General features: G+C 42.1%; 13 protein-coding genes. 6 read left to right on the top strand and 7 right to left on the bottom strand.

Annotated features, from left to right (window positions below):
* The first annotated feature begins 295 nt into the window (after positions 1-295).
* Positions 296-493, top strand: a complete 198-nt coding sequence (locus CWB78_RS03095; protein ID WP_138594159.1) for a CsbD family protein — start codon at positions 296-298, stop codon at positions 491-493.
* 74 nt (positions 494-567) lie between these two features.
* On the opposite strand, the gene CWB78_RS03090 is transcribed toward CWB78_RS03095, so the two are convergent.
* The 5 genes from CWB78_RS03090 to CWB78_RS03070 all read right to left on the bottom strand — a co-directional run bounded on the left by CWB78_RS03090 (position 568) and on the right by CWB78_RS03070 (position 7,418).
* Positions 568-1,263 (bottom strand): aspartate/glutamate racemase family protein, encoded by a 696-nt coding sequence (locus CWB78_RS03090; protein ID WP_138594157.1) that lies wholly within the window; start codon positions 1,261-1,263, stop codon positions 568-570.
* A gap of 116 nt (positions 1,264-1,379) precedes the next feature.
* Positions 1,380-2,483: a DUF547 domain-containing protein gene (locus tag CWB78_RS03085; protein WP_138594155.1), complete on the bottom strand. Its 1,104-nt coding sequence runs from the start codon at positions 2,481-2,483 to the stop codon at positions 1,380-1,382.
* 286 nt (positions 2,484-2,769) lie between these two features.
* Positions 2,770-5,400: a methionine synthase gene (gene metH, locus CWB78_RS03080; protein ID WP_138594153.1), complete on the bottom strand. Its 2,631-nt coding sequence runs from the start codon at positions 5,398-5,400 to the stop codon at positions 2,770-2,772.
* Between the two features lie 10 nt (positions 5,401-5,410).
* Entirely contained in the window at positions 5,411-6,481 is a 1,071-nt protein-coding gene (locus CWB78_RS03075; RefSeq protein ID WP_138594151.1) for a homocysteine S-methyltransferase family protein, read from the bottom strand.
* Positions 6,471-7,418, bottom strand: a complete 948-nt coding sequence (locus CWB78_RS03070; RefSeq protein WP_008111930.1) for a homoserine O-succinyltransferase — start codon at positions 7,416-7,418, stop codon at positions 6,471-6,473. Before CWB78_RS03070 ends, CWB78_RS03075 begins: the two co-directional genes overlap by 11 nt.
* Before the next feature lie 225 nt (positions 7,419-7,643).
* Here CWB78_RS03070 and ettA point away from each other — a divergent pair, with 225 nt between their 5' ends.
* The 3 genes from ettA to CWB78_RS03055 all read left to right on the top strand — a co-directional run bounded on the left by ettA (position 7,644) and on the right by CWB78_RS03055 (position 10,783).
* Entirely contained in the window at positions 7,644-9,317 is a 1,674-nt protein-coding gene (ettA, locus tag CWB78_RS03065; protein WP_008111928.1) for an energy-dependent translational throttle protein EttA, read from the top strand.
* Between the two features lie 137 nt (positions 9,318-9,454).
* On the top strand, positions 9,455-9,817 hold the full coding sequence (locus tag CWB78_RS03060; RefSeq protein ID WP_008111924.1) for a PilZ domain-containing protein: 363 nt from the start codon (positions 9,455-9,457) through the stop codon (positions 9,815-9,817).
* Between the two features lie 57 nt (positions 9,818-9,874).
* Entirely contained in the window at positions 9,875-10,783 is a 909-nt protein-coding gene (locus tag CWB78_RS03055; RefSeq protein WP_033104062.1) for a histone deacetylase family protein, read from the top strand.
* Here the strand turns inward: CWB78_RS03055 and CWB78_RS03050 are convergent, their stop codons facing one another.
* A complete protein-coding gene (locus CWB78_RS03050; RefSeq protein ID WP_138594149.1) occupies positions 10,784-11,782 on the bottom strand; it encodes an AraC family transcriptional regulator in 999 nt (332 codons plus the stop codon).
* Positions 11,766-12,674, bottom strand: coding sequence for a GGDEF domain-containing protein (locus CWB78_RS03045; protein WP_010391112.1), 909 nt, complete (start codon positions 12,672-12,674; stop codon positions 11,766-11,768). The genes CWB78_RS03050 and CWB78_RS03045 overlap by 17 nt, the downstream gene beginning before the upstream one ends.
* Positions 12,675-12,960: 286 nt before the next feature.
* On the opposite strand from CWB78_RS03045, the gene CWB78_RS03040 reads away from it, so the two are divergent.
* The gene (locus CWB78_RS03040) at positions 12,961-15,267 is read left to right on the top strand and encodes a TonB-dependent receptor plug domain-containing protein (RefSeq protein ID WP_138594147.1); all 2,307 of its coding nucleotides are present in this window, start codon (positions 12,961-12,963) and stop codon (positions 15,265-15,267) included.
* Between the two features lie 64 nt (positions 15,268-15,331).
* Positions 15,332-16,306, top strand: a complete 975-nt coding sequence (locus CWB78_RS03035; protein WP_138594145.1) for a metallophosphoesterase — start codon at positions 15,332-15,334, stop codon at positions 16,304-16,306.

The following is a 16,306-nucleotide window of genomic DNA, read 5'->3' as shown; positions in this document are numbered from 1 at the left end:
TTTAATAGCTCGCTTTTTTTGTTCTTATAAAATCCAGCACAGTGTTCCTGTAATAATCCCCCCTGAAGTAACAGTCCCTGAAATAATTACAAGCCACCCTGCAGAATTTTTATAAAACTCGCCACCAGCTAAAAAGCTTTACGCACCAAAATATCATAACTGCTTGATATATAGCTAAAACTTAATATTTCACTTTCTGGTATAGGCTTTGCACCTATATAATTGAACGTTAAAAATCATTTTATTAGTAACGCTTTTAAAATGAAAAATCATCACTCTTAATAAGGAGCTAATTATGAATAGCGATCGTATCGAAGGAAACTGGAAAGAACTTAAAGGTAAAGCGCAACAAAAATGGGGCGATCTTACCAACGATGATTTAGATAAAATTAAAGGTAGCCGTACCGAGCTTGTTGGTAAAATTCAGCAAAAATACGGTAAATCCAAAGATGAAGCCGAGCGCGAAGTAAATGACTTTGAGAAAGGTCATTAATATAAAGCGTGTTAAAAGCTTTACTTGCTAATAAAAAACCGCCAATTGGCGGTTTTTTGTTATCTCAAGCTTAACTATTTTGCCAGCGCTAACTTCACTGCTGCTTCGGCATGTATTTTGGTGGTGTCGTAAAGCGGAACCTGCGTATGTTGTGACTTTACCAACAAGGCGATTTCAGTACAGCCTAAAATGATGGCCTGCGCGCCTTGCTCAAATAATCGCTCTATAATACGCACATAATCGGCTCGCGAATCGTCATCAATAATCCCTTGGCATAACTGCGAATAAATAACCTCGTGCACTCGCTTTCGCTCATTCGGCTCAGGTATTAATACCTCAATGTTATGCTTATCGGTTAAACGCTCTTTGTAAAAGTTTTGCTCCATTGTAAATTGCGTTCCCAACAATCCTACTCGCGTAATGTTATCGTGCTTTAATTGCTCGGCGGTGGCATCGGCGATGTGCAAAATGGGAATGGTAATATTACTAGCAATCTCATCGGCCACTTTATGCATAGTGTTGGTACAAATAAGTAAAAAGTCGGCACCACCAGCCTCAACAGATTTAGCCGCCTTGGTGAGTAACTTAGCTGTTTGTTGCCAATCGCCTTGATGCTGCAGCGCTTCAATTTTTGCAAAATCGACGCTCACCATACAAATTTTGGCAGAATGTAGTCCACCCAATGAGTTTTTAACGCCTTCGTTTAAAACTTTGTAATAGCTGGCTGTTGACTCCCAACTCATACCTCCGAGCATGCCGATTGTTTTCATAAAATTGCCTAGTTGTTTATGCTAATCAACCAACAATAGTTCTTAGTGAGAGAAATAAAGAAGAATAAATATAAAAAATGCGCATTTAGTACGCATTTTTAATAGGGACTATATCATTAGTTTTTAGCGTAATAGGCGTTTTCACCACTTACATTTGTTTTTAACAAATTATTTTTTCTTTGTAACTCCCTAAGAATAACAATTCGCTTAGCTGGAATATTTAGATCGTTTAAACGAGGAAAGCTATGCATGGGGATCAACAAGGCTTTCTTCCATTTACTAGTAATAATATCGTAAGAGTCACGGTGCTTAGGACCAGTAACATCGGTAATGTCATAATTATCGATAGTAAAAAGAGCTGTTTTTTTAGTTTTTAATTTTCTGAGTAAATCGTTATTTGCATACAAACTTAAGTGAGAAATCAAGTCATTATTAAAGTCATTAAAGTATGCTTTCTTATCTTTGTACATGGTTGACACATTAAGGAGGTTACTGCTGTAATTTGTCCCTCTATTTGAATTAATAAACTCTTGGGCATTATCTATTAATGAAGACATTAGGTTATTAGCTGTGTATGCCTGAGTTCTGATATTCGGAGAACCGATATAACCCTTATAAAAACCGTACATAATAAGAGGATTGTTTTTATTCAGTGGCATTAATATTTTGTATTCAATATCATCTAAACTAAGTGCCTGACCATTATAAGTGAACTGTTTTTTGTAAAAGAAGCTGCTTTTATCAAACACATCATAAGATAAACTATGTGTATCTTTTGGATAGCGCTCAGCTAATTCATTTATCACCGTTGCATTGTGTAGGTTTAACCAAAATGCTGTTTGCTCTTCATTACTTAATTTATCAAGTTGGCTATTTGCTAAGTAGCTAACAAGATTGCTTTTTATAGCTGCCATTGACTTTTTTAATTCTGGATCATCAATAAATTGTTCATAATAAAAACGGTTTGCTTCAGCATCTGTGGCTCGGTTGCTTCCTAAATTAGGACCTTGCTCGTTTTCACCATAGGAAATATATGCTCTATCTGAACGAGCCAATTCAAGAACTGAGGCCTCTAAAACAGTATTGTATTGAGAGTAATCAACTTTAGCTGTCACTTGATTCTTACTGTTGAAAGAGCTTGAAGTATTGTTGCTTTCAGCAAAGCATGAGGCTGAAAGTAACAAACCCAGTATTACAGATTTAGTTATTAATTTAATCATATTTAATCCCTCATTAATTATATCCAATACCGTTCACAAACAGGCTGTCCATTTTATGAGCAAATCAACTATATGCATTAAAATTGACTCAGTCAAGTTGCTTGATTTCTACTGCTATGCATAAATTTATTTACCTTATGAAGACGTTATCTTGTTTAAAAAGAGCCTTACAATAAGTAAAAAAATACTAAAGCTTAGTAATTATACGCGGTACGCAGAATAAAACCCCGAGTCTACTTTATCGGGGTCAGATCATTAAACTCACTGCTGATAGCTTATCGCTCACCTATTCCGGCTCATACCCCAAATTAGGCGACAACCAACGTTCTGCTTCTTCTAGCGTCATGTTGGTACGCTTGGCGTAGTCTTCTACCTGATCCTTCTGTACTGCTGCTACCGCGTAGTATTTAGCTTGTGGGTGTGAGAAGTACCAACCTGATACCGCGGCACCTGGCCACATGGCGTATGAGCTGGTGAGCTGCATACCAATGCGTTTTTCGGTATCGAGTAACTGCCAAATTTTCTTTTTCTCAGTATGCTCCGGGCACGCTGGGTAACCCGGTGCAGGGCGAATACCTTGGTAGTTTTCGCGAATTAGCTCATCGTTAGGCAGGTTTTCATCGGGTGCATAACCCCAATACTCTTTTCGCACCTGCTCGTGCAAGTATTCGGCAAAGGCTTCTGCGAGCCTATCAGCAACCGCTTTTATCATTATTTTATTGTAGTCATCTTGCTTGGCATCGAACGCATTGGCTAAGTCGTCTTCTTCTAAGCCACCTGTTACTGCAAACGCGCCAAAGTAATCAGGTGTGCCTTTTGGCGCAATGTAATCGGCTAAACAGTAATTAGCAAAGTCGGTTTTTTCGGTTTGCTGGCGCAAATGGCACGAAGTAGTTAATAGCTCCTTTCGAGTTTCGTCGGTGTATATTTCTATATCATCGCCCACACGGTTTGCTGGGAATAAACCAATAACACCTAATGGTTGCAAAGTGCCTGACTTTTCAAGCTCATCGAGCATATCGTTGGCATCTTTAAACAAGCTTTGTGCTTGTTCGCCCACTACTTCGTCGGTCAATATGCGCGGATATTTACCGGCGATTGACCAGGTCATAAAGTACGGCGTCCAGTCTATGTATTTGCGTAAAGTCGCGATTGATACATTTTTAAACTCAGTCACGCCCAGCTTTTTAGGCACGGGTGGGGTGTAGTTATCCCAATCGAGCTTTGCAGCATTATCACGGGCGCGCTGTATGGTAACCGGTTTTGAGCGCGGCTTTTTGCGTGCTTGTTGTTCGCGTACTTTGTCGTACTCGGCGGTGGTTTTAGATAAAAATTCTGCTTTATGCTCTTTTGATAATAAATTAGACACCACACCCACGGCGCGGCTGGCGTTATTTACATACACTACGCCTTTGTCGTACTGCGGCTCTATTTTAACTGCGGTATGCGCTTTTGAGGTGGTTGCCCCACCAATCATGAGTGGTAGCTCAAAGCCACGACGCTTCATTTCTTTGGCAACGTGTACCATTTCATCAAGCGACGGGGTAATTAAGCCCGAAAGGCCTATAATATCGGCTTTTTCGTCAATCGCGGTTTGCAGTATTTTATCTGCTGGCACCATTACCCCAAGGTCGATTACTTCGTAGTTATTGCATTGCAGTACTACGCCTACGATGTTTTTACCTATGTCGTGCACGTCGCCTTTTACGGTGGCCATAACCACTTTACCGTTAGTGGCGCCTTCTTCTTTTTCAGCTTCTATGTATGGGTCAAGGTAGGCGACCGCGCGTTTCATTACACGGGCCGACTTAACCACTTGCGGTAAAAACATTTTACCGGCACCAAATAAATCCCCAACCACGTTCATGCCGTCCATGAGTGGCCCTTCAATCACGTGAATAGGTTTATCGGCGCCAGCACGGCACTCTTCTGTATCTTCATCTATAAAGGTGGTTATGCCTTTTACTAGAGCATGCTCTAGGCGTTTTTCAACCGACCAAGTGCGCCATTCTAAATCTTCTACCCGCTCAGCTTGTGCCATGCCTGAATATTTAGGCGCAAGTTCAACAAGGCGCTCGCCAGCACCGGGGTCGGTGTTAAGAATTACATCTTCTACGGCTTTGCGAAGTTCATCGGGGATATCGTCGTAAACCGCAAGCTGCCCTGCGTTTACTATGCCCATATCCATACCCGCTTTTATAGCATGGTATAAAAACACCGAATGAATCGCTTCACGTACTGGGTTATTACCTCTAAACGAGAACGATACGTTTGACACCCCACCCGACACTTTACAGTGCGGTAAATTTTGCTTAATACGGCGGGTGCCTTCAATAAATTCTACGGCGTAGTTGTCGTGCTCTTCTATACCGGTGGCAACGGCAAATATGTTGGGGTCGAATATAATGTCTTCTGGCGGGAAGCCAATTTCGTCGACCAAAATACGGTAGCTGCGCTCACAAATTTCAAACTTACGATCGGCGGTATCGGCTTGACCTTCGGTATCAAACGCCATCACAACAGCGGCGGCGCCAAAGCGTTTTATAATTTTAGCTTGGCGAATAAACGGCTCTTCACCCTCTTTAAGTGAAATGGAGTTAACAATGGCCTTGCCTTGAATACACTTTAAGCCTGCTTCTATAACTTCCCACTTTGAGGAGTCGACCATTATAGGTACTTTAGAAATATCAGGCTCTGAGGCAATTAAGTTTAAAAACTTAACCATGGCCGCTTTTGAGTCCAGCATGGCTTCGTCCATGTTGATATCAATAACCTGTGCGCCATTTTCTACTTGTTCGCGGGCCACATTCAGGGCGGTCTCGTAGTCTTCTTCCATGATCAAACGTTTAAACATGGCCGAGCCAGTTACGTTAGTACGCTCGCCGACATTGGTAAATACTGCAATTTGTTGGGTCATTGGCGGCTCCTTAATTTAAGTTACAGGCTTCTAGGCCTGATAAACGCATGCGCACTTCAAGCTCTGGTAATTTTCGTGGTGCTGCGCCTTCAAGCCCTTTGGCAAAGGCACGAATGTGCGCAGGCGTAGTGCCGCAGCAACCGCCAACAATATTAATAAAGCCCGATTTACCCCAATCTATGATCTCTTTTGCCATGTCGCCTGCTTCTAAATCGTATTCTCCAAACTCATTGGGTAAGCCCGCGTTAGGATGAACAGAGACAAAGGTTTCGCATACGCGTGATAGCTCTTCAACGTATTGGCGTAATAAATCTGGCCCTAGGGCGCAATTTAAGCCAATTGAAAGCGGCTTAATATGGCGAATAGAGTTATAAAATGCTTCGGTGGTTTGCCCTGAAAGCGTGCGGCCTGAGGCGTCGGTAATAGTGCCTGATATCATTACTGGTAATGTACGCCCTGCTTGTTCAAACGCCTCTTCTACCGCGAATGAGGCGGCTTTTGCATTAAGCGTGTCGAATATGGTTTCGATTAAAATAATATCTACACCGCCCTCCATAAGCGCAAGAGTCGACTCCACATACGCAGTCACTAACTTATCAAAGGTGATATTACGATAGCCAGGGTCGTTTACATCCGGCGATAACGAACAGGTTTTAGATGTTGGCCCTAACACACCCGCTACATAGCGCGGTTTTTCTGGGGTTTTAGCGCTAAATTCATCACATACAGTACGGGCTAACTTAGCTGACTCTAAATTAACTTCACGACTTATGCTCGCCATGTCGTAATCTTCCATCGAAATAGTGGTCGAGTTAAAGGTGTTGGTTTCGATAATATCGGCACCGGCGGCTAAAAAGCTGCGGTGTATATCAGTAATAATTTCAGGCTTGGTTAGGCTTAATAAATCGTTATTACCTTTAATAAGCACGTGCCAATCTTTAAAACGTTCACCACGGTAGTCTTGCTCTTCAAGCTTATGCGCTTGGATCATGGTTCCCATTGCACCATCTAAAATTAAAATGCGCTGTTTGAGCGCAGCACTCAGCTGTTCATGCTTATTGTTTTGAGGATTATTCGGCATAGTTGTTAGTCCTTACGTCTTGGCTAACTAAGTTAATATCATAGGGTGTGGTTTGGTAAACGTAATAATTTAACCAGTTTGAAAACAGTAAAAACGCGTGGCTTTGCCATGTTTTAGACGGTTGTTTGCTGGCATCGTCATCAGGAAAATAGTTTTCAGGCTTTGGCGCATCGGGGCTTTTTTGTAAATCGCGCTCATATTCGGCTTTTAAACTGTCGGCATCGTATTCGGGGTGGCCGGTAATAAACACTTGGCTGCCCGATTTATTTTTAAGTAAATACGCCCCTACTCGTTCAGAGCCCGCTAATACCACCAGCTCTTCACAGGCGTTTATTTTATTAATATCTATGTGGCCATAGCGTGAGTGGGGTACTAAAAAGGTATCGTCAAAGCCGCGGGTAAGTGCACCATGGGCAAAGTAGCATTGGTGGGTAAACACCCCGCAGAGTTTATTGTCTTTTAAATCGCGCTTTAAATTATAACGGTGGTATAAGGCCGCGTGAGCAGCCCAGCACGAAAACAAGGTAGAAGTTACATGTTGCTCGGCCCAATCAATAATTACTTTGAGCTCTTCCCAATACGCTACTTCTTCATACTCTAAATGTGCGAGCGGTGCACCGGTAATTAACAGTGCATCGTAGTTGTTGTTTTTTACTTCTGAGAAATAACGATAAAAAGTATCTAAGTGTTGCTCTGAGTTGCTACTACTGCGGTGCGTATCTAGGCGCAATAGCTCAACATTTACTTGCAGCGGAGAGTTAGCCAACAAGCGAATAAACTGTACTTCGGTTTCTACTTTATTAGGCATAAGATTAAGAATAGCCAAACGCATTGGGCGTATTTCTTGGGTTTTTGCACGCGTTTTTGGCATTACAAACACGTTTTCATGACGTAAACGTGCAATAGCTGGCAATTCGTCTTCTACTGTAATAGGCATTCTTAAAGCTCCTGCTCATAAAAACCGAGAGTTAATACGCTCTCATTATGAACAGAACGCCAAAAATATCAACCTCTAGATGTATAGATGTCTAAATGAAATTTATTCACGCGGTTTGTATAAATTGAATATGTACTTTAAAACAGTGCCATTCGTTGACTGTTTCACCTGTGAGCCACTACAATACAGCATTGAAATTTTTATTATTATTTGAAGGCTTCTTCCATGGTTTTACCTGATAAGTTTATATTCTCGATGAGTCGAGTATCTAAGGTTGTGCCACCAAAACGCACTATCTTAAAAGATATTTCGTTGCATTTTTTCCCAGGCGCAAAAATAGGTGTGCTAGGTTTAAATGGTTCTGGTAAATCATCACTACTTCGCATTATGGCGGGTGTTGATGAAGAGTTTGAAGGTGAAGCTCGCCCTCAACCAGGCACTAAAATTGGTTACTTACCGCAAGAGCCTGTTTTGGACGAAAGCAAAACAGTTCGTGAAATTGTTGAAGAAGCTGTAGGTGAAGTAAAACATGCCCTTAACCGCCTTGACGAAGTGTATAACGAATACGCAATGGAAGGTGCTGACTTTGACGCACTGGCTAAAGAGCAAGGTGAATTAGAAGCGGTTATTCAAGCGCACGATGGTCATAATATCGATAACGTATTAGAGCGTGCTGCCGATGCACTTCGTTTACCTGAGTGGGATGCTAAAATTGAGCACCTATCGGGTGGTGAGCGCCGTCGTGTTGCTATTTGTCGTTTGTTACTTGAAAAACCAGACATGCTGATTCTCGATGAACCAACTAACCACTTAGATGCTGAGTCGGTTGCCTGGTTAGAGCGCTTCTTACATGACTACGAAGGCACTGTTGTGGCAGTAACGCATGACCGTTACTTCCTTGATAATGTAGCAGGTTGGATTTTAGAGCTTGACCGTGGTGAAGGTATTCCGTGGGAAGGTAACTACTCGTCTTGGCTTGAGCAAAAAGATGCCCGCTTACAACAAGAGCAAAAATCTGAAAAAGCACGTCAAAAGTCGATTGCACAGGAACTTGAATGGGTGCGTTCAAACCCTAAAGGTCGTCAAGCTAAGTCAAAAGCACGTATGGCACAGTTTAGCGAGCTACAACAGTCTGACTACCAAAAACGTAACGAAACCAACGAATTGTTTATTCCACCTGGCCCACGTTTAGGTGACCAAGTATTAGAAGTAAACAACTTACGTAAAAGCTTTGGCGACCGCGTTTTAATTGATGACTTAAGCTTTAGCATGCCTAAGGGCGCTATTGTGGGTATTATTGGTGCCAATGGTGCAGGTAAATCAACGCTATTCAAAATGTTAAGCGGTGAAGAGCAGCCAGATAGCGGTAATATCAGCATTGGTGAAACAGTAGAACTGGCAACTGTTGATCAGTTCCGTGGCAACATGGACGAAAGCAAAACGGTATTCCAAGAAATCTCTGACGGCCAAGATGTACTAAAAATTGGTAACTTTGAGTTCCCAAGCCGTGCTTACGTTAGCCGTTTTAACTTTAAAGGTAACGATCAGCAAAAGTTTGTTAAAGACTTATCTGGCGGTGAGCGCAACCGTTTACACCTAGCTAAGCTGTTAAAAGCAGGCGGCAACGTGGTGCTTCTGGATGAGCCAACTAATGACTTGGACGTTGAAACATTACGTGCTCTTGAGAATGCTATTTTAGAATTCCCAGGTTGTGTAATGTGTATCTCGCATGACCGTTGGTTCCTTGACCGTATTGCTACACACATTTTAGATTACCGCGACGAAGGCCAAATTAACTTCTTTGATGGTAACTACACTGAATACGAAGAGTGGCTTAAAAAGACTCTTGGCGCAGAAGCTGCACAGCCTAAGCGCATAAAGTATAAAAAAATTGGCTAACAGCCACAGTGAATAAGTTAAAAGCCCTGCATTTAATGCGGGGCTTTTTTATGCGAGCTATTTTTATCTTTAAGCAAATTGGCGTGTTTGGCATTACCAGCTATGCTTATTATAAATAACAGCTTTATAAGATTATTATGCAAAACCGTCGGCAATTTTCTCGTATTATGTTCTCTACTGCAGCGCAATTAGTTATGGCTAGCAGCCAGTATGAATGCACTCTATTAGATATCTCTTTACATGGTGCGCTTATTACTAAAAGCGATGCATTTACTGGGAACAAAAATGACGAAGCAGTACTACGTTTTACTTTGCCACAAAGCGATATTGAAATAAAAATGCCGGTGGTTATTCGTCACATAGAAGAAAATCATATTGGTCTTAAATGCCACAGTATTGATATAGACAGTATCACGCATTTAAAGCGTTTAGTTGAGCTAAACCTTGCTGATGAAACATTATTACACCGCGAGCTTGAAACGCTTATTCACCAAACATAAATAGACGCACTGCGTGAAGTTTATTACCATAATCAAAAATAATTAAACGACGCAGATATGAGTTTAAACCCCAATCTACCTTTAGTTTATCATCCTAACTACTCGTTTAGTTTTGATCCCAAGCATCGCTTTGTAATGAGTAAATTTGCTCAGCTACACCAGCATGTTAAAACCCTTGGACTTGCTGGCAGTAATATCACAGAACCACCACATGGTAGTGTAGAAGAGCTAGAAATAGTACATTGTGAAAACTACATTCACGATTTATGGCATAACCGCCTAGATGAAAAAGCCATGCGCCGTATTGGCTTGCCTTGGTCACAAGCACTAATGAACCGCACATTTACCGCTCCGTTGGGAACACTGCAAACCGCGCGTTTAGCACTTGAAAATGGACTTGCGTGCCACTTAGCAGGCGGCACTCATCATGCCCACAGTGATTTTGGCTCGGGTTTTTGTATGGTGAACGATTTAGCTTTTACCGCACAAACGTTAATTCAAAACCGGGAAGTTACCAACGTACTGATTTTTGATTTAGATGTTCACCAAGGCGATGGCACCGCAGCTATGCTGGCTCATCAACCTTATGCGTTTACCTGTTCAATACACTGTGAAAAAAACTTCCCATTTAGAAAGTCCCCTAGCGATTTAGATATTGGTTTAGCTAATAATATGCAAGACGCTGAATATTTAGGTATTGTTGACGATACGCTGCAATTTTTATTAAACGAGCTTAACCCGGATCTTGTTTTATACGATGCTGGCGTTGATATTTGGCAAGAGGATGGCTTAGGCAAACTGGATATTAGTTGGCAAGGGATAGAAAAGCGCGATCACTTAGTGCTTAAACGCTGCCTTGCAAATAATACTCCTGTTGCCACTGTGATTGGTGGAGGCTATGACAGAGATCATCAGCGCCTAGCAAAGCGCCATGGCATTGTTATAGAGCAAGCGGCTAGTTTTTAATTATATTTTTAACTGACTTGGCGTAATGCCGGTCCAACGCTTAAATGCTCGGCGAAAGTTAGGAATATCATAAAATGCAAGCCGATCAGCCACTTGTTCATTACCTTGCTGGCACACCCCCAGTAAATGCAGTGCTTTAAGTTTATTTTGTTCATCTTGTAATTGCGAATAGCTAACACCATGTTGTTTTAACTTACGTTTAAACGTAGCAGAGCTCATGGCAAAATGCTCAGCACTGTTAGCAAGGCTGTTGTTTTTATCACGGTAAATGCGCTGGCACACAGCCTCAACAAAAGACTGTGATACATTCTTATGTAACTCACTTTGCGCTATGCACTGCTGCCACCTAAGCTGACTAGCCTCTGGGTTTGTGCACTTAAGTAGTTGTTTATTAAAGTGCCAACGGGTATAGGGTTGTCCAAACCGTATTCGTAAGCCTAAGTGCTGCTCATATTCTTGAATATGCCGCGGGCGTTTACAGGTAAAGTCAAAATAACAATGTGGATACACATTACAGACTCGTTTTAGTAAGCTCATTAACGCAGCGCTGTATATTTCAAAACAATAATTTTTTAATGACTCGTCCATACCGATACTCGGTTGCAAGTACAGATATAAATCGTCTTTAAATATATGCCTACGGGTAAATAATAAAGGGGCAATAACGGTACTAATTTGTTGTAATTGCTTCAAAGCCATACCTAAACTGGGGCTTAAACGCACACTTTGCACTGCTGGGCTAACGTCATTAACCAATTGATGACCCAGTAAAAAGCCACTATCATTACTCTTCATTAAGGCTTTAAACTGGCTAATTAAAGCCAATAACTGCGATAAACTAAACCGCTGTGATAGATCATATAAATCTTGCTCAAAAATACCCGTACCACGCAGCAATTTATGCAGCGGGATCCCTCGTCCTTGAGCAAGCTCCACCAGCGCAGTGATCATTCCCTCCGCGCTGAGGTATTTATCATCTAGGCTAATATACTGCTGCACCTACAAGGGCCTTTTCTTGTTGTAATTGTTGATGTAACTGGCTGGTTTGCTGCACTGGATCTTGCGCTAAATCCATTGCCATGGTGGCGGTTAAAATATGCTGAAACTGTGCGCCTTTGCTTTTTGCGACTTTAAACGCACAATGGTTAAGCGCCGCTTTCATTTGCGCTAGTAATTCTTTGGCTTGGCTTTGGCTGGTATTCGGCATAAGCACAATAAAACAATCGCCAGCATAGCGACAAAGCACATCATTCAAACGGCAATTCATTACTAATAAATCACTAATTTCTCGCAGTAACCTATCACCTTCACTAAAACCAAACTGCGCATTAAACTTTGCAAAATCACGAATATCAATAACACCTAAAGTGCCGCCTTGCTGCTCTGTTTGTTGTTGCTGCATGAGTGAATGTAAGTAGTTAACTCGGTATAACCCTGTTACCGGACAGACTTTTTCATGTTCGCGAAGATGCGCTTCACGACGACGCAATTGACGATTTAAAACAAATTGCTCTTGATGCCAATAATAAAGCCCTGCGCTGGTAAGCGACATACCAAACGGCGCTGGTAGTGACTCAAACCAGGTGAGCCATAATTGTGAAGGTTGCTTTAACCACTCATCGAGTAAATCGAGCGTGGCTGAGAACATAAACAAACCTAAACCTAACACTAATAAGGTAGTTACTTTGCCTGGCGGGCGTGAAATAAGTAACGCAACTATCCAGCTGAGGGTCATCAACACAATACCGCCCTCACCGACAATATCGAGCCACGCAATTTCTTGCCATTGCTTAAGTTCGCCAAAGTAAGCGCATATTGCTACAGCAATAACCAATAATAAAATTATGGTGTTGGTTAATTTTGCATGGCTGGTAAATGGGTTATATCGCATTGTTTAAGTCTTCTAAGATTTACACTATTACGTATGCTAGCGCGGTACTGATTTATTAGGCAGAGTCATTTTGGCTCATTGATATGACATTGAGATTAAAGTTTTTAGGTATTTAACCTAGTAATAACCATTTTTAGTGCGCTGGAGCCGTGTTTAAACAGCTCAAATGTCTGTTTAAAAAGTACTAAGTTGGCGTTTTGTCAGGAATTAACTGTAAAACTGTCACATTAGCGTCATTAACTTTTTTTAGTTTGCTCACCAAACCAAGGACAACCGGAGCAAATCAATGAAACAATTTAAGTTAAATGCTGTTGTGGCGGCATTAGCACTGAGCCAATTTAGTGTTAGCGTGAATGCAGAGGAACAAACATCGCCAAGGGAACCTGAAGTAAAGGTTTCTGAAGAGCTTGTGGTATACGGCGAGATTGGTTATCGCAACCGCTCGCAAGAACTAGCACCGACGCTTGAATATTCACAAGAATACTTTCAACGTTTTGAACCACTTACCGCCGGTGATGCGCTAAAGCGTGTTCCTAGTGTGACTTTTTTATCTGACGTACTTGAATCAGACGGCGCACGTATGCGCGGCTTAAGCCCTGCTTACACAAAAGTACTTATTAATGGCGAAGAAGTACCGGGCGCCGGTGCTGACCGTTCATTCTTTGTGGACCGTATTCCAGCAGAATTAATTGAGCGTGTAGAAATTATTCGTTCATCTAGTGCCAACCGCTCTGCCGATGCCATAGCAGGCACACTTAATATTGTACTTCGCGATGGCTACAGCTTAGACGGTGGTTATATTCGCGCTGGTGGCTTACGTTACGATGACGGCGAACTAAAAGAAAGCTTTGCGGGCGTTTACGGTACTGAGTTTGCAGGTGGCCGTTTACTAGTAGGTGCCAATTTACAAGGTCGTTATAACCCAAAACAAAAATCAAGCAGACGTTATGGCGATAGCCCTGAAAATAACCCTAATTACGCAACAGACGATTTTGATAACCGTGAAGATCAATCTGATATCCGTGATGGCGATGACACATCATTAAATGCCAGCTTTGAAAAGGTGTTTGATAACGGCGGCAAGTTTGATATTAGCGCTATGTGGGTTGATACCGACCGTACCGAAGATGAGCGCTCTTTTGAACACGACGACGCATCTGCAACCTCAGGCTCTGTCGTTGAGGGTGGTAATTTAATCTCAGATAACGCAAACGTTTCGTTTATTGATCAAACCAACTACAACATTAATTCTGGCTATGAATTACCACTACTTGGCGGTACCAGCAAATTTAAGTTAGGTTATGCCAGCTTTGAAGAATCAGTGTATGAGCAAGAGGTTGAACTTGATACGTCAGAGCTCCCAATGGTGTTTGAAGAAGCTGAAGAAACCGTTGATATCGATGATAAAGAGTGGTCATTACAATGGCAGCACAGCTTACTGGTAGGTGTCTCGAAAGAAGTTCAATTTGGTGCTTTTGTACAAGGCAAAGAGCGCGATACCGCCATTTTTGTCGCTGAAGATGAAAGTGAGCAAACACTGACTGGATGGGCTCAATTTAGCGAGACGCCAATGTCATTAGCACAATTTAACAACGAATTTGAACCAGTAGACGGCGGTGTTAATAAACTTGAAGAAGCTCGTTTTGATTTATTTGCGCTAATCAAGCACGAAGCGGATGTGTTCTCATGGGAGATGGGGGTGCGCTGGGAGTCAACTGACTCAAGTATTACCGATACCAATGAAGGCGTTACTGCCGAAAATGATTATGACTTTTTCTTACCGTCGGCTCACTTTCGTTACAGCGTCAGTGATAACGGACGAGTCAGCGCCTCTGTTGCTCGCAGCTTACGTCGCCCTGACTTTGACTACATGACACCCGCCCTACTTGAAGAAGAGCTCGCTGATAATGACTTTTTAGGCAACCCAAGCCTTAAACCAGAATCATCTTGGGGTATCGATTTAGGTTACGAATACCGTTTAGGTAAAAGTGGCGTTGTAGGTGTAAACGTATTTTACCGTGACGTTAGCGACCTTATTGAAATTGCCAGTACCGGTGTTGAAGGCTCAGAAGGCGAAGGCACATTTGTACTGCAACCACAAAATACTGGTGATGGCACAGTACAAGGTGTTGAATTTGATTTATCAACGCCACTGAGCGCCTTAAACATGCCTAACACAGGTATCTTCTTAAATTACTCTTGGCTCGACAGTGAAGTTGAAGACAGTTTTGGTAAGCGCAAATTTAATGACCAATCGGATTATGTTTATAACGTTGGCTTTATCCAAGATTTACCAACACTACGCGCATCATTTGGGGCAACGTACCGTAACCAAGGTGATGCATACGGACGCTTCGTGGGTGAAGAAGTGACAACTTCTTACGGTGCTGATTTAGAGCTTTTCGTTGAAAAGCGCTGGGATGACATCACTCTACGCCTTGTCGGTTCAAACTTACTGGATGCCAGCAAAGACGAAGTTTTCAATAAGTTTGACTCGCTTGATGATCAAAACAATCGTGCCTTTGATGAGTACGAGCTTGAATCGGAAGAAGCAGGCCCTGTGATTCAAGTAATGCTGCGTTACGCATTCTAATCACACGTATTGTCATTTTAAGCACGTAATGGCAAACCATCGCGTGCTTTTTTGGAGTTAAAACATGTTTAAATTGTCTTTCATAATGGCCGCGATACTGTGCTCATCAGCGCTTAGTGCAGACGAGCCTGTTGTTTATAAAGATGCGCTATACCAACAACAAAAAATAGCTAAGTTAACTACGTTGCCTAATAGCCTTAACTTTATGGTTATTGGTGATTGGGGACACAACGGCCACTTTTACCAAAAAGAAGTCGCTCATCAGCTAGAAATTGCTATGTATCAAACCGATGCCGATTTTATTGTCTCGACCGGCGATAATTTTTACCCAAATGGCGTGGCAAGTGTGAACGATCCTCTTTGGCAATCAGCCTTTGAGAACATATACCATGGCCCGCACACATTTGAAGATTGGTATGTTGTTTTAGGTAATCACGATTACTTGGGTAATGCCCAAGCACAAATTGACTACACCGAAAAAAGTCAACGTTGGCAGTTACCTGCAAGGTACTACAGTAAAACATTTGCGCTTGAAAACAACGAGCAAGTGTTAATGGTGTTTTTAGATACCAACCCAATTCAGCCTGAATATAAAGACCGTGAAAAATACCGCTCAACTCAAGGGCAAAGTTATCAAACACAATTGGATTGGCTTGAAACCCAACTAGCCGGCAGTAAAGCAAAATGGAAAATTGTGGTAGGTCATCACCCACTTTACTCCAGTGGCAAACGCTTTGGCCGTAACCAAGGGCTTCGCGACATTTTAGAACCTATTTTGGAGCGTCATAATGTGCACGCTTATATCGCAGGGCACGAGCACGACTTGCAATACAATCAACCAAAAAATAGCAAGGTGGCTCACTTTGTCTCTGGTGGTGGCAGTGAAGCACGATTTGTAAAACAACGTGAATTTACCCGCTACGCAGAAGCAACACCTGGTTTTTTAAGTATCTCTATCAATGGTGAAACACTCAAAGTAAGCGCGATTAATCACCTTGGTGAAGTACGTTTTAGCACTGAAAAGCACATAGATAAGTAA

The sequence above is a fragment of the Pseudoalteromonas sp. S1612 genome, from assembly GCF_005887175.1.
GTDB classification, from domain to species: Bacteria; Pseudomonadota; Gammaproteobacteria; order Enterobacterales; family Alteromonadaceae; genus Pseudoalteromonas; species Pseudoalteromonas undina.
Note: the sequence above shows the minus strand (reverse complement) of the source record. Positions and strands in the feature narration are given on the sequence as shown.